Origin of the sequence: Comamonas sp. w2-DMI, assembly GCF_040187735.1 — a bacterium.
In the GTDB taxonomy this organism is placed as follows: domain Bacteria; phylum Pseudomonadota; class Gammaproteobacteria; order Burkholderiales; family Burkholderiaceae_C; genus Comamonas; species Comamonas terrae.
In genome coordinates, this window is the sequence record NZ_JBANEL010000005.1 from 184,463 (window position 1) to 205,042 (window position 20,580).

Below are 20,580 nucleotides of genomic sequence, written 5' to 3' on the forward strand. Positions count from 1 at the left end.
AGATATCCCATGAGCAGCATCGACTACAGCCAGAAGATTCCCAACAACGTGGACCTGAGCAGCGACCGCACCCTGCAGCGCGCGCTGGAGAGCTGGCAGCCCAACTTCATCAGGTGGTGGGACGACGTGGGCCCCGAGGGCTCCACCCACCACGACGTCTACCTGCGCACCGCGGTCAGCGTCGACCCCCAGGGCTGGGCCCAGTTCGGCTACGTGAAGATGCGCGACTACCGCTGGGGTATCTTCCTCAACCCCGCGGAGGAAAACCGCACCATCCACTTCGGCGACCACAGGGGCGAGAAGGCCTGGCAGGACGTGCCCGGCGAGCACCGCGCCAACCTGCGCCGCATCATCGTCACCCAGGGCGACACCGAGCCCGCGTCGGTGGAGCAGCAGCGCCACCTGGGCCTGACCGCGCCTTCGCTGTACGACCTGCGCAACCTGTTCCAGGTCAACGTGGAGGAAGGCCGCCACCTGTGGGCCATGGTCTACCTGCTGCACAAGCACTTCGGCCGCGACGGCCGCGAGGAGGCCGAGGCCCTGCTCGAGCGCCAGTCGGGCGACGAGAACAATCCGCGCATCCTGGGCGCCTTCAACGAGAAGACGCCCGACTGGCTGAGCTTCTTCATGTTCACCTACTTCACCGACCGCGACGGCAAGTTCCAGCTGGCCGCCCTGGCCGAAAGCGCCTTCGACCCCTTGGCGCGCACCACTAAGTTCATGCTGACCGAGGAGGCCCACCACATGTTCGTGGGCGAATCCGGCGTCTCGCGCGTGCTGGCCCGCACCTGCCAGGTCATGAACGAGCTCGGCACCGACGATGTGAGCCGGCTGCGCGCGGCCGGCGTGATCGACCTGCCCACCATCCAGCGCTACCTGAACTTCCACTACAGCGTGACCATCGACCTGTTCGGCGCCGACCAGTCCAGCAATGCCGCCACCTTCTACAGCTCGGGCCTCAAGGGCCGCTACGAGGAAGGCAAGCGCAGCGACGACCATGCGCTGCATGACCAGCAGTACAAGGTGCTGGAAGTGGTGGACGGCAGGCTGCAGGAAAAGGACGTGCCCATGCTCAACGCCCTGAACGAGGTGCTGCGCGACGACTACATCAAGGACAGCAATGCCGGCGTGGGCCGCTGGAACAAGGTGATGGAAAAGGCCGGCATCGATTTCCGCCTCACGGTGCCGCACAAGGCCTTCAACCGCCAGATCGGCGCGCTGGCCGGCGTGCGCATCAGCCCCGACGGCCGCCCCGTGAGCGAGCAGGAATGGGAGCTGCGCAAGAAGGAATGGCTGCCCACCGACGAGGACCGCACCTTCGTGGCCTCGCTCATGGGCCGGTGCCTGGAGCCTGGCAAGTTCGCGGGCTGGATTGCCCCGCCGGTCATGGGCATCAATCGCCAGCCTGTCGATTTCGAGTACGTCCGCTTCAATTAATCCCCTGGGCGGCTGCGCCGATTCCAAGGGTCGCGCACCAAGGCATGGCGATATTTGTTGGGAGAAGAACATGACCACCACCACGTTGATTGAAAACGGCATCCTCAACCAGCATCTGATCGATCCGGAAATCTGCATTCGCTGCAACACCTGCGAAGCCACCTGCCCGGTCGATGCCATCACGCATGACGACACCAACTACGTGGTCATGGCCGACAAATGCAATGGCTGCATGGACTGCATCTCCCCCTGCCCCACCGGCGCCATCGACAACTGGCGCAAGGTGCCGGCCCTGCAGGCCTACACGCTGGCGCAGCAGTACGGCTGGGAAAGCCTGCCCGAGGAGTTGCCGGCCGAGCGACTGGCCGCCGCGCAGCAGGAACCCGCGGACCTGACCCAGGCCCAGGCCGTGATTGCGGCGGCCGCCTTGGCGAGCAGCGCCAGCGCCAGCAGCGCAGCCGCCGAACCGGCCTTCAGGGCGGCCGCCTACGGGGCCACCGTGCCGCCCTGGTCCGCAGCCCATGCCTATTCCAATCTCTACGGCCCCAGGAACCCGGTCACGGCCACCGTGACCGGCAATCTCAACTGCACGGAGGCAGGCTTCGCCAGCGAGACCCACCACATCGTGCTGGACTTCGGCGCCATGCCGTTTCCCGTGCTCGAAGGCCAGTCGATTGCCGTGATCCCGCCGGGCCTGGATGCCCACGGCAGGCCCCATGTCGCGCGCCAGTATTCGGTGGCCAGCGCGCGCAACGGCGAACGCCCCGGCTACAACAACGTGGCGCTGACCGTCAAGCGCGTCACCCAGGACCACGAGGGCCGGCCCGTGCGTGGCGTGGCCAGCAACTATCTGTGCGACTTGCAGGTGGGGGACAAGGTGCAGGTCATCGGCCCGTTCGGCACTTCCTTCCTCATGCCCAACCATCCGCGCTCGCACATCGTCATGATCTGCACCGGCACCGGCAGCGCGCCCATGCGCGCCATGACCGAATGGCGCCGGCGCCTGCGCAGGAGCGGCAAGTTCGACGGCGGCAAGCTCATGCTGTTCTTCGGCGCGCGCACGCCCCAGGAGCTGCCCTACTTCGGCCCGCTGCAAAGCCTGCCCAAAGACTTCATGGACAACAACCTGGCCTTCTCGCGCGTGCCCGGCCAGCCGCGCCGCTACGTGCAGGACGCCATCCGCGAACGTGCCGTGGACCTGGCCCGGCTGCTGGGCGACGACAACACCTACATCTACGTCTGCGGCCTCAAGAGCATGGAGGAAGGCGTGCTGCTGGCCCTGCGCGATGTGGCGCAGCAGGCCGGCCTCGAATGGGAAGCCCTGGGCCAGCGCCTCAAGCGCGAGGGACGCCTGCACCTGGAAACCTATTGATTCAGCGGACCGGGGATGCCGCCCCGGCCCTTTCGCGCGCATGTCATGCATGTCATGCCATTGACAGCGCGGCCCTCCATGCCGACCTACAGTAGCCCTACATCCACCCACGAAAGACAGGCATGAATGCACGGGCGAACTTCATCCGCATGCAGGACAGCACGCGCGATGACTGGCGATTGATAGGCGGCGAATTCGCGCAGTTCGCGCAAGGGCTGCCAGACCGCGTCATGGCGCATCTGAAGCTGCTGGAAGGCGACTACGGCGGCTTTCCGGTGGACCGCTACACGCACTCTCTGCAGACCGCCACGCGCGCGCTGCGCGACGGGCGCGACGAGGAATACGTGGTCTGCGCACTGCTGCACGACATCGGCGACACGCTGGGCTCGTTCAACCATCCCGACATCGCGGCGGCCATTGTCCAGCCCTTTGTGAGCGAGGCCAACCACTGGATGGTCAAGCACCACGGCATCTTCCAGGGCCACTACTTCTTTCACCACATCGGGCTGGACCGCGACATGCGCGCGCAGTTCAGGGGCCACCCGCACTACGAGCGCACGGCCGAGTTCTGCGAACTCTACGACAACCCGGCCTTCGACCCCAGGGGCGAGACGCTGCCGATCTCGGAGTTCGAGCCCATGCTGCGCCGCCTCATGGCCCAGCCCCGCCAGAGCATCTACAAGGCGGCCGTGGCCGCCATGGACTGACCGGCTGGCCACCGGTGCAGGCGCGGCTCAGGACTCGGCCGTGAAGCCGATCTGCCTGACCAGCGGCCCCCAGCGCTCGAACTCGGCCTTCTGGTCGGCCGCCATCTCCTGCGGCGTGCTGCCGCGCGCCACCAGCCCCACCAGCGCCAGCGAATCGATGACCGACCTGTCCTTGAGCGCGGCCGTGATGGCGGCGTTGGCATGGGCCAGCACGGCCGACGGCACCCGGGCCGGGGCATAGAAGCCGAACCACTCCTCCGCGGTCACGTCGGGATAGCCAAGCTCGGCAAACGTGGGCACATCGGGCAGGTAGGGAGAGCGCTTCCTGCCCGACAGGGCCAGCACGCGCACGCGGCCCGCCTTCAGGTATTGCAGATAGTCGCCGCTGGGGTTCACGGCCGCGGCAACCTGGCCGCCCACGAGATCGGTGATGCTGGGCACGGTGCCGCGGTAGGGCACATGGTTGAGCGGCACGCCCGCGCGCAGGCCCAGCAGGGCACCCAGCAGATGCGGCATGGAGCCGGAGCCCGGCGTGCCGTAGCTGGCCTTTTCCGGGTTGGCCCTGGCCCAGGCGAGAAAGTCCCTGAGCGTCCTGACCTCGGCCGGCACCGCCGGCCCCACGGCCAGGCCGTGCAGCATGATGGCGCCCATGGACACCGGCGCCGCATCCTCGGCCTTGTAGCCGAGCCGCGGATAGATGTGCGGATAGACCGAGAAGGCCGACACGGGCGCCAGCGCCAGCACCGAGCCGTCGGCGGCCGAGTGCTTCAGCGTCTCCACCGCGATGCGGCCGCCGGCGCCCGGCCGGTTTTCCACATAGCCGGCATTCCTGCTGTAGGCCGTGCCGCCCAGCTTCTCGGCCACGCGGCGCGCCACGCTGTCGCCGGCGCTGCCGGCCGGAAAGCCGTACATGATCTTGACCTGCTCCAGCGCCTGCTGGGCCCGGGCCTCAAGGGGCGCGAACGCGCCCAGGGCTGCCGTGCCGCAGATGGTGCTACCCAGGGACTGGATGAAGTGGCGGCGTTGCACTGGCATGGATGTCTCCTGGTGGCGGGAAAGAACTTTCAGGCTGCATGCGTGCGCCTCGGGAGGGCGATGGCGGGCGCCCGGCTCGGCCTTCTCAGTGCTTCGCTCCCATGGCCGACAGCACCGCCGTCGTCATGGCCCGCACGCCGACCTTGATCGAGGGTTCGGGCACGGGCGCGAAGAACGGCGAGTGGTTGAAGGGCAGCGGCTTGCCGCCGGGCTGCTTCGACGCGGCCACGTCCTTGGGGTCACTCACGCCGACGACAAAGAACATCGAGGGGATGCCGTTCTCGCCCAACACGGAGAAGTCCTCGCTCGCGGTAATGGGAGGCACCTGCACCACATGGTCGGCGCCCAGTTGCGCCTGCAGCGCGGCCACCGTGCGCTGCACCAGCGCGGCATCGTTGACCACGGCGCCGACGCCGCCCTCGCCCACATGCAGCTCGGGCTCGGGCGCACCGGCGCTGGCGGCCGATGCCAGCGCCGTCCGGCGTACGCCGTCGATCAGCTTCCGGCGCACCGCGGGATCGTAGCTGCGGATGGTGCCGCTGAGCCTGGCTTCGGCGGGAATGATGTTGCCGACAGTGCCGGCCTGGAACGCACCGATGGTGACCACACCGAATTCGAACGGGTTCTTCTCGCGACTGACCACGGTCTGCACATCGGTCACGAAATGCGCGCCGATGGCAATCGGGTCGATCGTCGCATGCGGTGCCGAGCCATGGCCTCCGCGGCCCTTGAATGTGATTTCCAGGCCGTCGGCGGCCGAGGTCATCGGCCCCGCGCGATAGCCCACGTAGCCGTAGGCCATGGGATCGGTGTGCAGCGCGAAGGCGAAGTCCGGCTTGGGAAAGCGCTTGAAGAGGCCGTCGTCCACCATGGCCTTGGCTCCGCCCACCGACTCCTCCGCCGGCTGGCCGATGAACATCAGCGTGCCATGCCACTGGTCCTTGAGCGCGAGCAGCGCTTGCGCCGTGCCGACCCAGCTGGCCATGTGCACGTCATGGCCGCAGCTGTGGGCCACGAAGGTCTCGCTGCCGTTCCATTGCGCCCTGGCCCGGCTGGCATAGGGCAGGCCGGTCTTCTCCTCCATCGGCAGCGCATCGAGTTCGGTGCGCACCAGCACCGTCGGGCCGCTGCCATTGCGGTAGAGCGCCACCACGCCGGTGCGGCCCACGCCTTCGGTCACCTCGAAGCCCAGCGCCCGCATCTGCGCGGCCAGCGCGGCGGCGGTGCGCGTTTCCTGGAAGCCCAGCTCGGGGTGCGCATGGAGGTCCTGGTAGAGCGCTTCAAGCCGGGGGTATATCTCGTCCACCAGCGGGGCCAGGCGCCCGGATGCGGCCGTCTGCGCAGCAGCAGGTGGCACCAGGGTGCAGGCCGCCCAGGCGGCGCAGGCGACGAGCGTGAGCTTGGAAAGAGCAGGCATGCGGGTCTCCGTTCGTTCGGATTGGCAACTCAGCGCGGAGCCATGCGCAACGCGCCGTCCAGGCGGATCACCTCGCCGTTCAGGTGGCCGTTGGTCACGATGTGGCAGGCGAGCTCGGCAAACTCCTCGGGCCGGCCCAGGCGCGGCGGGAAGGGGATGCTCGCGGCCAGCGACTGCTGCACGGCCTCGGGCAGCTCCTGCATCAGTGGCGTGGCGAACAGGCCGGGCGCGATGGTGCATACGCGTATCGCATGCTGGGCCAGGTCGCGCGCCATGGGCAGCGTCATGCCGGCCAGGCCCGCCTTGGAGGCGCTGTAGGCCTGCTGGCCCACCTGGCCGTCGAAGGCCGCCACCGAGGCCGTGAACAGCATCACGCCGCGCTCCCCGTTGTCGAGGGCCTCCAGCCGGCTGCATGCCGCAGCGAACAGGCGGCTCACGTTGTACGTGCCGATGAGGTTGATGTTCACGACGCGCGCGAAGTCCTCGAGCGGCGCAGCGCTGCCGTCGCGCTGCACGATGCGCTTGGCGCTGCCTATGCCCGCCACGTTCATCAGAATGCGTGCCGGGCCGTGGGCGGCGGCGGCCTGCTCCAGCGCGGCGGCCACGCTGGCGGCATCGGTGATGTCGCAGGCGCAGGCCACGCCGCCGATGTCCGCGGCCACCCTGGCGGCCTGTTCGGCATTGCGGTCCAGCACCGCCACACGGGCGCCCAGGCGCGCCAGTGCGCGCGCCGTGGCCTCGCCCAGGCCCGATGCGCCGCCCGTGACCAGTGCGCTCTGTCCTTGAATCTGCATATCTGTCTCCTTGGAATATGGTTCAGGCCTGGGCTAGCAAAATGCCGGGCGCCGTGCCCTCGTGCAGCGCCGCCACCAGCGCCTCGCGGTGCCTGAGCACGGCACGCTGGTTGAGGGAGCCCTTGTCGGTGATTTCGCCCTTGTCCAGCGAGGGCGGCTCGGCCATCAGCAGCGCCCGCGCCACGCGGCTGGCGCTGCCCGTGGCATCGCGGGCGAGCTGGTTCAGCACGGCCTGGATGCGCTGGCGCACGCCGGCGCTGGCCAGCACCTCGGTCCAGGGCGCATCGGCCGGCAGGCGGCTGGCCTCGCGGCACGCGGCGGCTGCGGGAAACACCAGCGCTCCGATCTCCTTCTGGTTCAGGCCCGTGAGCACCACGTCCTGGATGTAGGGCGCGCCGGCCGCGACGATGCGTGCGCGCAGCGGCCCCACGCTCACGAAAGTGCCGGTGGCGAGCTTGAAGTCCTCGGCGATGCGGCCGTCGAAGGCCAGGCCGCGGTGGATGTCGCTGTCGTCGATCCACTTCACCGCATCGCCGGTGATCAGGTAGCCCTCCTCGTCGAAGGCGTCGCGCGTGGCGGCATCAGAGCGCCAGTAGCCGGGCGTCACATTGGGGCCGCGGTAGCGCACCTCGGTCTTGCCGTCCACATCGACGAGCTTGAGCGTCATGCCCGGCACGGGCACGCCGACATGGCCGGCGCGCACCTCGGCGCTGTTGACGAACAGCGCCGACGGCGCCGATTCCGTCATGCCCAGGCCCGTGGCCATGACGATGCGCTGGCCGATGGCAGATTCCTGCGTGGCATGCAGGCTGTCCCACACGGGCTGGGACAGACCGGCGCCCGAGTAGAAGAACATCTGCAGGCGCGACAGCAGCGTGCCGCGCAGCTGTGCATCGGTCTTCATGGCCTCGGCGATCATCTCGAAGCCCGCAGGCACGTTGAAGTAGACCGTGGGCGCGATCTCGCGCAGATTGCGCAGCGTCTCGCCGATCAGCGCCGCCGTGGGCTTGCCGTCGTCGATGTACAGCGTGCCGCCGTGCATGAGCACGAGGCCGAAGTTGTGGTTGCTGCCGAAGGTGTGGTTCCAGGGCAGCCAGTCCACCAGCACCGGGGGCTCCTGGGCCAGCACCGGCAGCGACAGCGTGATCTGCTGCAGGTTGGCGCACCACATGCGCTGCGTGTTGATCACGGGCTTGGGCAGCTTGGTGGAGCCGCTGGTGAACAGGAACTTGACGATGGTGCCCGGACCCGTGGCATGCATGGCCGCATCGACCGCGGCGGTGGCCGGCGTGGCGCGCAGGCTGGCGAACGGCGTGGTGGCGCGGCCCGCGATCGCGCCCTGCGCCAGCACCACCTCCACATCCGGCGCCACCGTGGCTTCGATGGCCCGTCCATAGCGCGCGCCGTCGGCGGCGAACACCAGGCCCGGCGTGAGCGTATCCAGCGCATGGCGCAGCTTGTCGAAATCCTGGCTCACCGTGGCATAGGCCGGCGACACCGGGCAGTACGGCACGCCCGCATAGATGCAGCCCAGCGCCAGCAGCGCATGCTCGAGCGAATTCTCGCTGAGCACCAGCACGGGCCGCTCGGCCGTCAGGCCGCGGTCGAGCAGGGCCTGGCCGATGCTGCGCGCGGCCTCCAGCGCCTGGCCGTAACTCACGTGCTGCCAGTCCCCGGTGCGGCCGTCGGCCAGCGCCTCGCGGCGGGCCAGAAAGCTGCGTTCGGGCGCCGCCTCTGCCCAGTGCAGCAGATAGTCCGTCACGCGGCGCGCATACGCGCCCAGGGGCAGGTCGGCCGACAGGTAGCGCACGCCCGGCGCCCCATCGCGCAGGCTGACGCGGGTGACGCCGAAAGGCATGGGGCGGTAGCGGGGCGCATCCGTGGTGGTGTCGCTCATGGGTTTTGTCTCCAATCTGCCGCAGTCGCTTGTGGGCAAGGCGCTGGCAGCTATGTTTTTGGTAGTTTCAGTTCTTGCGGACTTTGGCTGCGCGGCCTTCGAGGAAATCGGCCAGGCGCTGCTTGGCCTCGGGCGCGCTCTGGGCGATGGCGGCCATCATGGCTTCGGTGAACAGGCCCTGGTCGGCCGGCTGCTCGGCAATGCGCGGCAGCGCGTGCATCAGCGCGTAGTTGGTCAGCGGCGCGTTCTGCGCCACGCGAAGTGCCAGCTCCAGCGCCTTGTCGAAGGCCTGACCCTCGGGCACGAGGTACTGGGCCAGGCCCACGCGCTCGCCTTCCTGCGCGTCGTAGACGCGGCCGGTGAGCATCATGTCCGTCATGCGCGCCACGCCGATGAGCTTGGGAATGCGCACCGCGCCGCCGCCGCCCACGAAGATGCCGCGCGAGCCTTCGGGCAGCGCGTAGAAGGTGGAGGCATCGGCCACGCGGATATGGCAGGCGCTGGCCAGCTCCAGCCCGCCGCCCACCACGGCGCCGTGCAGCGCGGCGATCACGGGCACGGGGCCGTATTGCACGCGGTCCAGCGCCGCATGCCACATGCGCGAGTGGTGCAGGCCCTGGCCCGCGTCGCGCTCCCGCAGTTCGGACAGGTCCAGGCCGGCGCAGAAATGCGGGCCCTCGCCGTCGATGACGGCCGCGCGCACGCTGGCGGGCATCTGCTCGAAGAGATCGCGCAGCGCCAGGATCAGGCCGTCGCTCAGGGCGTTGCGCTTGGCGGTGCGCGCCAGGCGGATCACGGCGACTTCGGAGTGGTCGCCGCGCAGTTCGAAATGGATGTCTTGGTAGTTCATACAGGCTTTCTCGATGAGCGAATTTTGATTATTATTTATAACCAATTTCACCGGGACTTACCCGAACCAAGGAGCGCTGCATGGACCACGAGAACCTGATTGCCATCGACATCCACACCCATGCCGAAGTCAGTTGCTGGAACCCGTTCGACAACTATGGCGAGGAATACGACCGCGCGGCCGACAAGTACTTCAAGAACGGCCGCCGCCCCACCATCGCCGAGACCGTGGCCTATTACCGCGAGCAGAAGATCGGCCTGGTCATGTTCACCGTGGACAGCGAGTCCCAGCTGGGCCGCCGCCGCATTCCCAACGAGGAGATCGCCGAGGCCGCGCGCGCCAACAGCGACATGATGGTGGCCTTCGCCAGCATCGACCCGCACAAGGGAAAGATGGGCGCGCGCGAGGCGCGCCGCCTGATCGAGCAGGAAGGCATCAAGGGCTTCAAGTTCCACCCCACGGTGCAGGGCTACCACCCCTACGACCGCATGGCCTGGCCCATCTACGAAGTGATTGCCGAGCACAAGCTGCCGGCCATCTTCCACACCGGGCACAGCGGCATCGGCAGCGGCATGCGCTGCGGCGGCGGCCTGCGGCTGGAATACAGCAACCCCATGCACCTGGACGACGTGGCCATCGACTTTCCCGACATGCAGATCGTCATGGCCCATCCGAGCTTTCCGTGGCAGGACGAGGCCCTGAGCGTGGCCACGCACAAGCCCAATGTCTGGATCGACCTGTCGGGCTGGAGCCCCAAGTATTTCCCCAAGCAGCTGGTGCAGTATGCCAACACCCTGCTGAAGGACCGCGTGCTGTTCGGCAGCGACTACCCGCTGATCACGCCCGAACGCTGGATGAAGGACTTCCAGGAGGCCGGCTTCAAGCCCGAGGTCATGCCCGGCATCCTCAAGGGCAACGCGGTGCGGCTACTGGGCTTCGGGACCCGGCCTCAGTAGATCTTCTGCAGCAGCCGGATCAGTGTCTTGCGCTCGGCATCCGTCAGGCGCGAGGTGGCCTCCACCTCCAGCTGCGCGACCGTCTGTTCGGCCTCCTGCATCAGCTCGGTGCCGGCGGCCGTCAGGTGTATGCCCATGGCCCGGCCGTCGCTGGGATGGGGCAGGCGCTTGATCAGGCCCCGGCGCTCCAGCGCGGCGATCAGGCCCACGAGGTTGGGCGGCAGCACGCCCAGCGTGGCGCACAGCTGGCGCGAGGTGATGCCGGGGTTGTGCCCCACCAGGGACAGCATGGAGAACTCCACCACCTTCAGGTCGTAGGCGCTCATGCGCTGCATGAAGACTTCGATGATGGACAGCGCCGCCCGGCGGGCGTTGTAGCCGACCAGGGTGCGCAGGAAAGACGAATCCACCGGTTCGGCCGCGCCATCCTGTGCGGCGGCAGCGCGGGCCGTGGTTCTGGGGCCGGACTTGGGGGAGTTGGCAGAGCGGGGCATGCAGCGATTGTGCCCCCGCCAGAGCCTGCCGCCGCGCTGCCGTGGCTATGCGGCGTGCTCGGATTCCTGGGCTTGCAGTCCATAGGCGTCGCGTGCCAGAGCCATCGCCAGCAGCCAGGCCGGATCGATCAGCTGCGTGCCGAGCGCCTGGGGTGCCTGCGGCAGCGCCAGCGGGATCTCGGTGCAGCCCATGATCACGGGCACGTTGCCGTGGCGCTGCAGCAGCGGAACCAATGCGGCGCCGAAGCATTGCGTGGCCAGCGCCATGTCCCCCTGCTTGACGCCTTCGTAGATGCCCCGCATGAGCTGCGCACGGCCTGCCGCATCGGGCAGCAGGGGTGCGATGCCATGGCGGGCCAGCGCGGCGTCGTAGAGCCCGCTGTCGTAGGTTCCCTGCGTGGCCAGCACGATGGCCTGGCGCGCGCCGGCGGCCTGCAGATGGGCCGCGGTCTGCCGAGCGATGTGCAGCACATGCAGCTGCGGAAACAGCGCCTGCAGCTGCCCATGCCAGGCATGCGCGGTGTTGCAGGCCAGCGCCACGCTGCGCACGCCCAGGGCGGCAAGGCGGCCCATGCCCTGCAACAGGTGCGGTGCCGGCCCCAGGGGCGACTGCGGGTCGCCGCGCAGCGCCTGCGTGCGGTCGGGCATGGGCAGCTGCACCAGCCAGTGCTCGGGATAGGCCTGGTCGTGCACGGGCCGCCCCTGCTCATGCAGCTGCCGGGTGCAGGCCTGCACGAACAGCCGCACGAAATCGGCGCCCGCCGCAGGCCCCATGCCGCCAAGAATGCCCACGGCGTGCGGGGGCTGCCGTTTCACTTCCGTCATTTCGCTATCTCTGTCATTCCAAGCACCGCGCATGAAACCGGCGCGCCCCAAGCGAGGGACACCGAGGAAGGGCCTAAGCCGGCCGCGCCGCCCCGCACCGAGGGTGTCGTCCCCCTTCAGGGGGAAGGCGCGAAGCGCCACAGGGGGTATTTCAAAAAGCCGGCTTGTCGCTGAGCTCCTGCAGGTTGCGCTGCAGCTGCTCGCTCATGGCCAGGCCCAGCGCCGCGCCCTTGGGCGGGATCGGCTGCATGAACCACTTGTCGTAGAGCCTGGCGAAAGCGCCCGACTTCATCATGTCGCCGATCACGCCGTCGACCAGCTGCTTGAACTGCGGATCGTCCTTGCGCAGCATGCAGGCATAGGGCTCCACCTGCAGCGGCTGGGCCACGACCTGGAAGTCCTGCGGATTCTTGGCGTTGGCGATCAGGCCGTAGAGCAGGATGTCGTCCATGCCGAAAGCCGCGGCGCGGTCGTTCTCGACGAGCAGGAAACCGTCGGCATGGTCCTTGGCCATGACGATGTTCAGGCCCCAGTTCTGCTCGGCATTGGCCTTGCGCAGCACCTGCAGATTGGTCGTGCCCGTGGTGATGGCCACGGTCTTGCCCTTGAGGTCGGCATAGTCCCGGATGCCCGAGCTCTTCTTCACCAGCAGCCGCGTGCCGGTGTAGAAATGGTTGATGGCAAAGCCCACTTCCTTGGCGCGCACCGTGTTGTTGGTCGTCGATCCGCACTCCAGGTCGATGGTGCCGTTGGCCAGCAGCGGTATGCGGTTCTGCGAGGTCACGGCCTGCCACATGACCTTGAGGTCGGGCTTGTTCAGCGCTTTCTTCACGGCCTCAGCAACGGCCTGCGAGATCTCCACCGTCATGCCGATGGGCTTGCCGTTTTCCAGGTAGCTGAAGGGTACGGAGGACTCGCGGTAGGCCAGCGTGATGCGTCCGCTGTCGCGCACCTTGGCCAGGGTATCGGCCTGGGCGACTGCCAGGCTGCCCAGGCCCATGGCCGCGCACAGCAGCCGGATGTGAAGTTTCATGCCTTGTCTCCTCATCGTTGGTGGATATGGGGGCTAGTGTAGGAATAGCCGGCGCGAAGCGGTGATGACAATATCGGGCTGGTCCATGCCTTGTATTTATGGATGGCGAGCCATTCAACGGGGAAGGATCTGGGCCGGATTTCCCTCGCGATGTATTCCATCCGCCGTTCCATGCAGGCAGAAAATCCATAACCTGAGCGCATACCCCATGCAGCAAAAACCATGGCTGGCCGGGCCGGCGCGGGCCTACAGTGCGACAGCTATGGAACAACGATCAATGCATGTCTGTGTCGTGGGCGCCGGCATCGCCGGCCTGGCCACGGCCTATGTGCTGCAGCGCGCCGGCCACCGCATCACGCTGATTGAGCGCGCGCCGGATGCGGCAGCCGGCGCCAGCGGCGGCAACGGCGCACAGCTGAGCTACTCCTATGTGCAGCCGCTGGCCGATCCCGGCATCTGGAAGATGCTGCCCAAGCTGCTGCTGACAAAGGATTCGCCGCTGGCCTTCAGGCTGCGCGCCGATCCCCGGCAATGGGCCTGGGGGCTGCGCTTTCTGGCAGCGTGCAATGCGCAGGCCTCCGCGGCCGGCACGCGCGCGCTGCTGGCGCTGGCCGCAGAAAGCCGCCAGGCCTTCGAAGAGGTGCAGGCGCAGGAAGCACTGGCCTGCGACCTGCACACGCCGGGCAAGCTGGTGCTTTATCCCACGCAACAGGGACTGGATGCCGCTGCCCGCCAAGTGGCGCTGCAGGCACAGCTGGGCGGCGCGCGGCAGCGCATCGTCGATGCGGCCGAAGTGGCGCGCATAGAGCCGGCCCTGGGCGGATATGCGCCGCGCATCGCCGGCGCGGTCTACACGCCCAGCGAGAGCACGGCCGACTGCCGCCAGCTCTGCGAGCAGCTCGCGGCGCGGCTGGCCGCGCGCGGTGCCGACCTGCGCTTCGGTACCGCATTGCGGGGCTTCGAGCGACAGGGCGATGCCATCACCGGCCTGCGAACGGCAGCGGGGCCGCTGCACGCCGACCATTACGTTCTGGCCAGCGGCTGGGAAAGCGCGCTCCATGCGCGCGAGCTCGGCCTGCGCATTCCCGTCTACCCGCTCAAGGGCTACAGCATCACGGCCGACATTCCGGCCCACTTGCCGCATGCGGCGCCGCACGTGAGCGTGACCGACACGGCGCGCAAGGTGGTCTTTGCGCGCCTGGGCGAGCGCCTGCGCGTGGCGGGCATGGTGGAAATCGTGGGACCCGACACGCGCATCGATGCGCGCCGCATCGACAGCCTGCGCCGCTCCACCCGCGAGGTGTTCGCCCAACTGCCGCTGGACGGCGCGCTCCGTCCCTGGAGCGGCATGCGCCCCGCCACGCCCACGGGCCTGCCCATCACGGGCCGCCAGCGCGGCGGCCCGCGCAACCTGTGGCTGCAGACCGGCCACGGCGCGCTCGGCCTGACGCTGGCCTTCGGCTCGGCGCAGCGGCTCGCGGCGCAAATGCGGCACGCCTGACAGCGCCTCCAACAGGAAAGAGGCGTAAACAGCCTCTTTGCCAGGCTTCTCGTCACTCGCAGCGCTCAAACGGACACGGCCCAGCCCAGAGACACCGAGCAAGGGCCGCCCCGCAGCGAGGGTGTCGTCCCCCTTCCAGGGGGAAGGCGCGCAGCGCCTCAGGGGGATACCAACAACTCTTTCAACGCCTTGCGCATCTCCTGCGTCATGGCGCGCGCCAGCACCGAGTTCGGGCGCTGGCCCAGGCGCAGCGCATTCACGCCCACCGCGATCTGCGGCAGCAGCGGCACGACATGGACCTTGCGCCTATCGGCGGCCAGGGCCGTGCAGCCGTCCACGATGGCCGCACCCAGCCCGTATTCGGCCATGGACAGCGCGGCGTGATAGGTCTGCACCGTCACCACGGGCGACAGGCCCACGCCGTGCTCGCGGCAGGCCTGGCCTATGCGCATGCCCAGGGGGTCGCGCGCATCGAGCGCGACCAGCGGCAGCGCGGCCAGGTCCTGCAGCGCCATGCCGGCCTGGCGCACGCGCGAAGGCGGCAGCAGCCCCTTGGGCAGCACGCAGAACATGTCCACCTCGGCCAGCAGCTCATGCTCCAGCACGGGCTGGCCCACGGAGCTGATGACAAAGCCCACATCGGCCTCCTGCAACAGCAGGCCGGAGACCACCTGGGGCGTGTGCAAGGCCTGCACATGCACCTGGACCTGCGGATGGCGGCGCCGAAAGCCGGCCACGGCGCGCGGCAGCACTTCGCGGCTGAGCGCGAACACGGTGAGCACCGTGATGCGGTCGGCCGCCTGGCCGTGGCGCAGATTGGCCGCCAGGCGCTGCACCTCGTCGAGCTGCTCGAACAGCTTCTCGATATGCGGGAACAGCGCCTGGGCCTCGTTGGTCGGCGTCAGCCGTCCGCGCGTGCGCTGGAACAGCGCAAAGCCCAGCTGCAGCTCCGCATGCTGCAACGTGCGGCTGACGGCCGGCTGCGTGATGTTGATGAGCCGCGCGGCCGCGCTGACGCTGCCGGTCTGCATGACCGCGTTGAAGACCTCGATATGCCGCAAGCGCATGCATTTTTCCTTGTCAGTCCGTCCATGGCGCTGCGCATGAACAGGCATGCCACAAGCCGGAAACACCGAGCAAGGGCCGCCCCGCAGCGAGGGTCTCGTCCCCCTCCCGCGAAGCGAGAGAGGGGGAAGCGGCGCAGCCGCTCAGGGTGTGCCTTTCATCAGCCTCTCGCTCTTCCAGTACACGTCGTCGCCGCCATCCATGCGGTTGAGCACGCGCGCCAGCACGAACAGCAGGTCCGACAGGCGGTTCAGGTACTGGCGCGGCGCGCTGCGCATGGCCTCGCCCTGCTGCAGGGCCACCACGCTGCGCTCGGCGCGGCGCGCCACGGTACGACAGACATGGGCCTGGGCCGCGGCGCGCGTGCCCGCAGGCAGGATGAATTCCAGCAGCCGCGGCAGGCCGGCGTTGTAGCGTGCCAGGGCCTGGTCCAGCTGCAGCAGCGCATCGTCCTTGAGCAGCTCGTAGCCGGGCATGGACAGCTCGCCGCCCAGGTTGAAGAGCTGATGCTGCACATCGACCAGCAGCTCGCGCACATCCTGGGGCAGCGGCTCGCACAGCAGCAGGCCGATGTGGGAGTTGAGTTCGTCCACATCGCCCATGGCATGCGGGCGGCCGCTGTTCTTGGAGACGCGGGTGTTGTCGCCCAGGCCGGTCGTTCCGTCGTCGCCGGTGCGGGTCGCGATTTGCGTGAGGCGGTTGCCCATGGTGTATTCCTTGCGTATTGCTCTGCACCCGATTGTGATCGGACACGAACGCCTTGCGCAGGCAGCGGTTACAACTCGCAGGCAAATGTAGTCCAGGGCAACAGCCGGCAAAAAAGCTGGCCCGCACAGGGCGCCTGCGCTGCAATACGGGCCTGTGTTTGACTAGCGAAGGAATGAACCGGCATGAAAAATGACACCCCCCGCTCCCCACTGCCGTGTGGTCGCTGCCCCTCCGGGAGGGGTGCTTTTCATCTTGGGACGGCCCGGCGATGAAAAAGACCATGCTCAACTGCAATATCTCGTCGTTCGAGGTGCTTAGCGTGGTGCTGTTCTCTGCCCTCACCTTTGGATCGACCGGAGCCGTGCTGGCCCAGAATGCCGCCCATCAGAGCCATGAGCGCGCACAGCTGGTGGCGTCCGGCGCCGCCACGGGCGTGCAGCATGCGCCGGCGCCAGGCGCCGCCGGCAACAGCGCCTTGACCGCCTTCCAGCGCGCCGATGCCAACCGCGACGGCCAGCTCAGCGCCGAAGAGGCGCGGCAGCTGCCGGCGGTCTCGCAACGCTTCGAAGAGATGGATGCCGACGGGAACGGCCAGCTTTCGCTGGCCGAGTTCAACAAGGGCGTACAGAAGGCGCCCTGAGGCGCCATGCGCCGTGCAGGGAGCATGCGGCCGGCCCGCACCCCTTGGCGCAAAGCCAGGTTCCACGGGCCCTTGCGTAGCGCCTGAAACCGCCTCAGGCAGCCAGGGCCGCTTCGCCGGCCGGCAGGGGGAATTCCGGCCCCGTATAGACGGAACGTATATCCACCTCCCCGCGCAGCAGGCGCTGCGCCCATTCATCGACCGCCACACGGGCTTGCGCATCGATGCGCGGGCCCAGGTCCAGGCGGACCAGGGACGGCTCCTCCAGACCGAAGCTGCGATATCCCCCCAGCGGCAGATTGCCCCGCGCATGGTCGCCGATGGCACGCAAGACGGCCTCGCCGGAATCGCAGATGGCCGAGGCAATGAAGACCCCGGGATCGCGCTGCCCCCAGGGCAGCACATTGCCGATCTGCGCCACGCCATGGCGCCGGCAGGCCTCCGTCACGCCGGGACGGCCGCCGTCGATCATCGCGAACAACACATCCACGCCGGTCTGCCGGGCCATGTCCTCCACGCAGGCCCGGGCCCATTGCGGGCGGTGCTGGTGGCCGCAGAACTGGGTCACGAAATCCCCGCCAAAGCCGGCCGCCGACAAACCATGGGCGAAGGCCGCGCGCCCGCGCAGGCCCGGGGGCACCTTCTCGCCCGAAAAATGCCCGGCCACGCCGCTGCGGCTGACGCTGGCGGCCAGCACGCCGGCCAGAAAGGCCGATTGCTCCTGCAGCACCTCGTAGCGCGCGACATTGGCCGCCACCAGGCTGCCCTGCGTGATCGCAAAGGCCTGCTGCGGATGCCGTGCAGCGAGAATGTCCACGGGTCCGTCGCCCTGGCCGCCGTGCGCCACGACCAGGTCGTAGGCGCCCGTGCAAAGGGGCAGCATTTCATCGGCGCGGTCCGGTGCCGCCTGCGCGGCCACCCAGTGCACATCCACGAGATGGCCGGCGGCCTGCGCGCGGCGGGCGCCCAGCAGGCCGGATTCGTTGAAGCTGCCCTGTCCTTCGGGGCCGAACAGCACGACGGCATAGCGTGCCTGCCGGGGCGAAATGCGGTGGTTGCTCATTGCTTGACTCGAGTATTTCTCAACGGTTGTCTGGTTCATTTCCGCAAGCGTTTCCACACGCTTACAGGGTCGCGCCGGTACGCCTGGCCACGGCGGCCCAGGTGCTGGCCTGTGCGGCGACCAGGCGCGTGAAGCCCGCGGCATCCATGTCCTGCGTCACAAAGCCCTGGGCCTCCAGGGCCTGGGCGACCTCGGGCCGGCGGCAGATCTGGCGCACGGCCTCGGTAAGCCTTTGCGCATGCTCGCGGGCAATGCCCGCCGGTGCCGAGATGCCCACATAGTTCTCGGAAACCAGCTGCCCGAACCCGAGTTCGGCCACGCTGGGCGTCTGCGGGGACTGGGGCACGCGGCGCGCCGACGTCACGGCCAGCAGCTTGACCCGCCCCTGCTTTTGCAGCGCGATGTTCTGGGGCAGCGCATCGATGGCGATCTTGATCTGGCCGCCCAGCAGATCGGCCCGCATCGGGCCCGCGCCGCGATACGGCACATGCTCCATGCGCAGGCCCAGTTCCTGCGCGAACTGCTCGCCCACCAGATGCCCCACCGATGCGGCTCCACCGCTGCCGAAGGGCACGGGACTGTCGCTGGCGCGTATCCAGGCGGCCAGTTCGCGGATGTTGCCGGCCGGCACCGAAGGGTGCAGCGCGAATACCGTGGGCACCGCGCCGACATAGGCCAGATGCTCGAAGCTGGCCAGCGGATCGTAGCTGCGCTTTTCGAGCAGCGACGGCGCGATCGACAGCGCGGCGGAATTCGAGACCAGCAGCGTGTAGCCGTCATTGGGACTTTGCGCCACCAGCTGCGCACCGATGGACGAGCCCGCACCGGGCTTGTTGTCGATGACCACGGACTGGCCCAGCTGCTCGCTGAGCAGCGGCGCGATCAGGCGCGCCACGATGTCGCTGGAGCCGCCCGGAGGAAAGGTCACCACCAGCCTTATGGGCCTGGCCGGCCAGGCCGCCGGTGCCGCGGCCCGCGCGCACGGGCCGGTGGCTCCCAGCAGCGGCATGGCGGCCACGCCGCCCCCCATGCGTAGCAGCGCCCTGCGGCTGATGTCGGCCATTCCCGGTTCCCTTTCTTCTTTCTGCATGAGCCGGCGCGGCGGCATGCTCCCTGCATGCCGGCGGCCGCTTCAGCGCAATGTAAAAGCAAGGCAGGCAAAAACTAAACGGTTATTTTTCATTTGCTATCTGCGAAGAAATCTATGGCTGGCGCGGCTTTGCGCCCGATCGGGTGGGCCTTGCGTGCGCGGCGCAGGCGAGCGCGCGCATCGCCGATGGGCACTGCCCGCAGGGCCGCTGCCGCAGGTGCCGGTGGTATTCTTTGGAGTTCCCTGGAGAGACCCGATGAACGCCCCTGTTGCCACCTCCCTGCTGCATCCCGAATTCGTGCAGCGTCCCGTTCCCGAAGCCTTTGTGCAAGCGCTGGCGGCGCGCTTTGGCAGCCAGTGCTCCACGGCCCTGGCCGTGCGCGAGCAGCATGGCCGCGACGAGGGCGCGATCGCCGCGCCGCCGCCAGCTGCCGTGGTGTTTGCCGAAAGCACGCAGGACGTGCAGGATGCCGTGCGGCTGTGCGCCCGGCATGGCGTGCCGGTGATCCCGTATGGCGCGGGCTCCTCGCTCGAAGGCCATCTGCTGGCCGTGGAAGGCGGCATCAGCATCGACGTGAGCCGCATGAACCGCATCCTCTCGGTGAACACCGAGGACCTCACGGTGACCGTGCAGCCCGGCATCACGCGCAAGCAGCTCAACGACGCGGTCAAGGACACGGGCTTCTTCTTCCCCATCGATCCGGGCGCCGATGCCTCGATAGGCGGCATGGCCTCCACGCGCGCCAGCGGCACCAATGCCGTGCGCTACGGCACCATGCGCGAAAACGTGCTGTCGCTGGAAGTGGTGACGGCCAGCGGCGAGGTGATCCGCACCGGCAACCGCGCCAAGAAAAGCGCGGCCGGCTACGATCTCACGCGCCTGATGGTGGGCAGCGAGGGCACGCTGGGCATCTTCACGGAGATCACGGTGCGCCTGTATCCGCTGCCCGAGGCCGTGTCGGCCGCGGTCTGCTCGTTCCCGAGCATCGAGGCCGCCGTGCGCACGGTGATCCAGACCATCCAGGTCGGCGTGCCGATCGCGCGCGTGGAGCTGATCGACGTGAACTCGGTGCGCATGGTCAATGCCTACAGCAAGCTCGAGCTGCGCGAGGAGCCCATGCTGCTCATGGAGTTCCACGGCTCGCCCACGGGCGTGAAGGAACAGGCCGAGATGGTGCAGGAGATCGCGGGCGAATTCGGCGGCAATGCCTTCGAATGGGCCGAACGCCCCGAGGACCGCACGCGCCTGTTCACGGCCCGCCACAACGCCTATTTCGCGGCCGTCGCCAGCCGCCCCGGCTGCCGCTGCATCACCACCGATGCCTGCGTGCCCATCAGCCGCCTGGCCGATGCGCTGCTGGACTGCGTGACCGAGGCCGATGCCAGCGGCATCCCCTACTTCCTCGTCGGCCACGTGGGCGACGGCAACTTCCACTTCGGCTACCTGATCGACCCCGACAGCGAGGACGAGCGCACGCGCGCCGAGCAGCTCAACAGCCAGCTCGTGCAGCGCGCCATCGCGCTGGGGGGCACCTGCACGGGCGAGCATGGCGTGGGCATCCACAAGCAGGGTTTTCTGCGCGAGGAGGCCGGCGACGGCGCCGTGCAGATGATGCGCGCCATCAAGCAGGCGCTGGACCCGCGCAACATCCTCAATCCCGGCAAGATCTTCGCGCTATGAGCCGGCCTGCGCCAC

The 20,580-nt window shown here is 68.5% G+C and carries 19 protein-coding genes; 7 read left to right on the forward strand and 12 right to left on the reverse strand.

Going from position 1 to position 20,580, the window contains the following annotated elements; translation table 11 throughout:
- Positions 1-9: 9 nt before the first annotated feature.
- The 3 genes from boxB to V8Z74_RS07825 all read left to right on the forward strand — a co-directional run bounded on the left by boxB (position 10) and on the right by V8Z74_RS07825 (position 3,516).
- Positions 10-1,437, forward strand: coding sequence for a benzoyl-CoA 2,3-epoxidase subunit BoxB (boxB, locus tag V8Z74_RS07815; protein WP_066474626.1), 1,428 nt, complete (start codon positions 10-12; stop codon positions 1,435-1,437).
- 70 nt (positions 1,438-1,507) lie between these two features.
- Positions 1,508-2,809, forward strand: a complete 1,302-nt coding sequence (gene boxA / locus V8Z74_RS07820; protein ID WP_349708773.1) for a benzoyl-CoA 2,3-epoxidase subunit BoxA — start codon at positions 1,508-1,510, stop codon at positions 2,807-2,809.
- 122 nt (positions 2,810-2,931) lie between these two features.
- The gene (locus V8Z74_RS07825) at positions 2,932-3,516 is read left to right on the forward strand and encodes an HD domain-containing protein (protein ID WP_349708774.1); all 585 of its coding nucleotides are present in this window, start codon (positions 2,932-2,934) and stop codon (positions 3,514-3,516) included.
- A 27-nt stretch (positions 3,517-3,543) separates the two neighbouring features.
- Here V8Z74_RS07825 and V8Z74_RS07830 read toward each other — a convergent pair whose 3' ends face one another.
- The 5 genes from V8Z74_RS07830 to V8Z74_RS07850 form a co-directional block, all read right to left on the reverse strand.
- Positions 3,544-4,551 (reverse strand): tripartite tricarboxylate transporter substrate-binding protein, encoded by a 1,008-nt coding sequence (locus tag V8Z74_RS07830; protein WP_349708775.1) that lies wholly within the window; start codon positions 4,549-4,551, stop codon positions 3,544-3,546.
- An 85-nt stretch (positions 4,552-4,636) separates the two neighbouring features.
- Positions 4,637-5,968, reverse strand: coding sequence for an amidohydrolase (locus tag V8Z74_RS07835; RefSeq protein WP_349708776.1), 1,332 nt, complete (start codon positions 5,966-5,968; stop codon positions 4,637-4,639).
- Between the two features lie 29 nt (positions 5,969-5,997).
- A complete protein-coding gene (locus tag V8Z74_RS07840; protein WP_349708777.1) occupies positions 5,998-6,762 on the reverse strand; it encodes an SDR family NAD(P)-dependent oxidoreductase in 765 nt (254 codons plus the stop codon).
- Positions 6,763-6,784: 22 nt separating this feature from the next.
- Positions 6,785-8,659, reverse strand: a complete 1,875-nt coding sequence (locus V8Z74_RS07845) for a feruloyl-CoA synthase (RefSeq protein ID WP_349708778.1) — start codon at positions 8,657-8,659, stop codon at positions 6,785-6,787.
- Between the two features lie 67 nt (positions 8,660-8,726).
- A complete protein-coding gene (locus tag V8Z74_RS07850) occupies positions 8,727-9,509 on the reverse strand; it encodes a crotonase/enoyl-CoA hydratase family protein (protein ID WP_349708779.1) in 783 nt (260 codons plus the stop codon).
- An 80-nt stretch (positions 9,510-9,589) separates the two neighbouring features.
- On the opposite strand from V8Z74_RS07850, the gene V8Z74_RS07855 reads away from it, so the two are divergent.
- Positions 9,590-10,465, forward strand: a complete 876-nt coding sequence (locus V8Z74_RS07855; protein ID WP_066474587.1) for an amidohydrolase family protein — start codon at positions 9,590-9,592, stop codon at positions 10,463-10,465.
- Here V8Z74_RS07855 and V8Z74_RS07860 read toward each other — a convergent pair.
- From V8Z74_RS07860 to V8Z74_RS07870, 3 genes are all read right to left on the reverse strand, one after another.
- Positions 10,459-10,959, reverse strand: a complete 501-nt coding sequence (locus V8Z74_RS07860; RefSeq protein WP_349708780.1) for a MarR family winged helix-turn-helix transcriptional regulator — start codon at positions 10,957-10,959, stop codon at positions 10,459-10,461. The two genes, V8Z74_RS07855 and V8Z74_RS07860, sit on opposite strands and share 7 nt — an antisense overlap.
- A gap of 45 nt (positions 10,960-11,004) precedes the next feature.
- Complete coding sequence (locus V8Z74_RS07865; RefSeq protein WP_349708781.1) at positions 11,005-11,784, reverse strand: aspartate/glutamate racemase family protein; 780 nt, start codon at positions 11,782-11,784, stop codon at positions 11,005-11,007.
- Between the two features lie 151 nt (positions 11,785-11,935).
- Positions 11,936-12,817: an amino acid ABC transporter substrate-binding protein gene (locus V8Z74_RS07870; RefSeq protein ID WP_349708782.1), complete on the reverse strand. Its 882-nt coding sequence runs from the start codon at positions 12,815-12,817 to the stop codon at positions 11,936-11,938.
- A gap of 277 nt (positions 12,818-13,094) precedes the next feature.
- On the opposite strand from V8Z74_RS07870, the gene V8Z74_RS07875 reads away from it, so the two are divergent.
- The gene (locus V8Z74_RS07875; protein ID WP_349708818.1) at positions 13,095-14,318 is read left to right on the forward strand and encodes a D-amino acid dehydrogenase; all 1,224 of its coding nucleotides are present in this window, start codon (positions 13,095-13,097) and stop codon (positions 14,316-14,318) included.
- Between the two features lie 158 nt (positions 14,319-14,476).
- Here the strand turns inward: V8Z74_RS07875 and V8Z74_RS07880 are convergent, their stop codons facing one another.
- On the reverse strand, positions 14,477-15,385 hold the full coding sequence (locus tag V8Z74_RS07880) for a LysR substrate-binding domain-containing protein (protein ID WP_066474575.1): 909 nt from the start codon (positions 15,383-15,385) through the stop codon (positions 14,477-14,479).
- Between the two features lie 141 nt (positions 15,386-15,526).
- On the reverse strand, positions 15,527-16,090 hold the full coding sequence (locus tag V8Z74_RS07885; RefSeq protein WP_066474573.1) for a cob(I)yrinic acid a,c-diamide adenosyltransferase: 564 nt from the start codon (positions 16,088-16,090) through the stop codon (positions 15,527-15,529).
- 281 nt (positions 16,091-16,371) lie between these two features.
- Between V8Z74_RS07885 and V8Z74_RS07890 the strand changes: the two genes are divergently transcribed.
- Complete coding sequence (locus V8Z74_RS07890) at positions 16,372-16,731, forward strand: EF-hand domain-containing protein (protein WP_245633315.1); 360 nt, start codon at positions 16,372-16,374, stop codon at positions 16,729-16,731.
- Positions 16,732-16,825: 94 nt separating this feature from the next.
- Here V8Z74_RS07890 and V8Z74_RS07895 read toward each other — a convergent pair whose 3' ends face one another.
- Complete coding sequence (locus tag V8Z74_RS07895) at positions 16,826-17,794, reverse strand: BMP family lipoprotein (RefSeq protein WP_349708783.1); 969 nt, start codon at positions 17,792-17,794, stop codon at positions 16,826-16,828.
- A gap of 61 nt (positions 17,795-17,855) precedes the next feature.
- On the reverse strand, positions 17,856-18,857 hold the full coding sequence (locus V8Z74_RS07900) for a Bug family tripartite tricarboxylate transporter substrate binding protein (protein WP_349708784.1): 1,002 nt from the start codon (positions 18,855-18,857) through the stop codon (positions 17,856-17,858).
- A gap of 283 nt (positions 18,858-19,140) precedes the next feature.
- Between V8Z74_RS07900 and V8Z74_RS07905 the strand changes: the two genes are divergently transcribed.
- Positions 19,141-20,565 (forward strand): FAD-binding oxidoreductase, encoded by a 1,425-nt coding sequence (locus V8Z74_RS07905; RefSeq protein WP_349708785.1) that lies wholly within the window; start codon positions 19,141-19,143, stop codon positions 20,563-20,565.
- Positions 20,566-20,580: the final 15 nt, after the last annotated feature.

Bases quoted from the DNA above. Each gene is read 5' to 3' on its own strand.
- boxB (WP_066474626.1), top strand. From the start codon at position 10: ATGAGCAGCATCGACTACAGCCAGAAGATTCCCAACAACGTGGACCTG.
- boxA (WP_349708773.1), top strand. From the start codon at position 1,508: ATGACCACCACCACGTTGATTGAAAACGGCATCCTCAACCAGCATCTG.
- V8Z74_RS07825 (WP_349708774.1), top strand. From the start codon at position 2,932: ATGAATGCACGGGCGAACTTCATCCGCATGCAGGACAGCACGCGCGAT.
- V8Z74_RS07830 (WP_349708775.1), bottom strand. From the start codon at position 4,551: ATGCCAGTGCAACGCCGCCACTTCATCCAGTCCCTGGGTAGCACCATC.
- V8Z74_RS07835 (WP_349708776.1), bottom strand. From the start codon at position 5,968: ATGCCTGCTCTTTCCAAGCTCACGCTCGTCGCCTGCGCCGCCTGGGCG.
- V8Z74_RS07840 (WP_349708777.1), bottom strand. From the start codon at position 6,762: ATGCAGATTCAAGGACAGAGCGCACTGGTCACGGGCGGCGCATCGGGC.
- V8Z74_RS07845 (WP_349708778.1), bottom strand. From the start codon at position 8,659: ATGAGCGACACCACCACGGATGCGCCCCGCTACCGCCCCATGCCTTTC.
- V8Z74_RS07850 (WP_349708779.1), bottom strand. From the start codon at position 9,509: ATGAACTACCAAGACATCCATTTCGAACTGCGCGGCGACCACTCCGAA.
- V8Z74_RS07855 (WP_066474587.1), top strand. From the start codon at position 9,590: ATGGACCACGAGAACCTGATTGCCATCGACATCCACACCCATGCCGAA.
- V8Z74_RS07860 (WP_349708780.1), bottom strand. From the start codon at position 10,959: ATGCCCCGCTCTGCCAACTCCCCCAAGTCCGGCCCCAGAACCACGGCC.
- V8Z74_RS07865 (WP_349708781.1), bottom strand. From the start codon at position 11,784: ATGACGGAAGTGAAACGGCAGCCCCCGCACGCCGTGGGCATTCTTGGC.
- V8Z74_RS07870 (WP_349708782.1), bottom strand. From the start codon at position 12,817: ATGAAACTTCACATCCGGCTGCTGTGCGCGGCCATGGGCCTGGGCAGC.
- V8Z74_RS07875 (WP_349708818.1), top strand. From the start codon at position 13,095: ATGCATGTCTGTGTCGTGGGCGCCGGCATCGCCGGCCTGGCCACGGCC.
- V8Z74_RS07880 (WP_066474575.1), bottom strand. From the start codon at position 15,385: ATGCGCTTGCGGCATATCGAGGTCTTCAACGCGGTCATGCAGACCGGC.
- V8Z74_RS07885 (WP_066474573.1), bottom strand. From the start codon at position 16,090: ATGGGCAACCGCCTCACGCAAATCGCGACCCGCACCGGCGACGACGGA.
- V8Z74_RS07890 (WP_245633315.1), top strand. From the start codon at position 16,372: ATGCTCAACTGCAATATCTCGTCGTTCGAGGTGCTTAGCGTGGTGCTG.
- V8Z74_RS07895 (WP_349708783.1), bottom strand. From the start codon at position 17,794: ATGAGCAACCACCGCATTTCGCCCCGGCAGGCACGCTATGCCGTCGTG.
- V8Z74_RS07900 (WP_349708784.1), bottom strand. From the start codon at position 18,857: ATGGCCGACATCAGCCGCAGGGCGCTGCTACGCATGGGGGGCGGCGTG.
- V8Z74_RS07905 (WP_349708785.1), top strand. From the start codon at position 19,141: ATGAACGCCCCTGTTGCCACCTCCCTGCTGCATCCCGAATTCGTGCAG.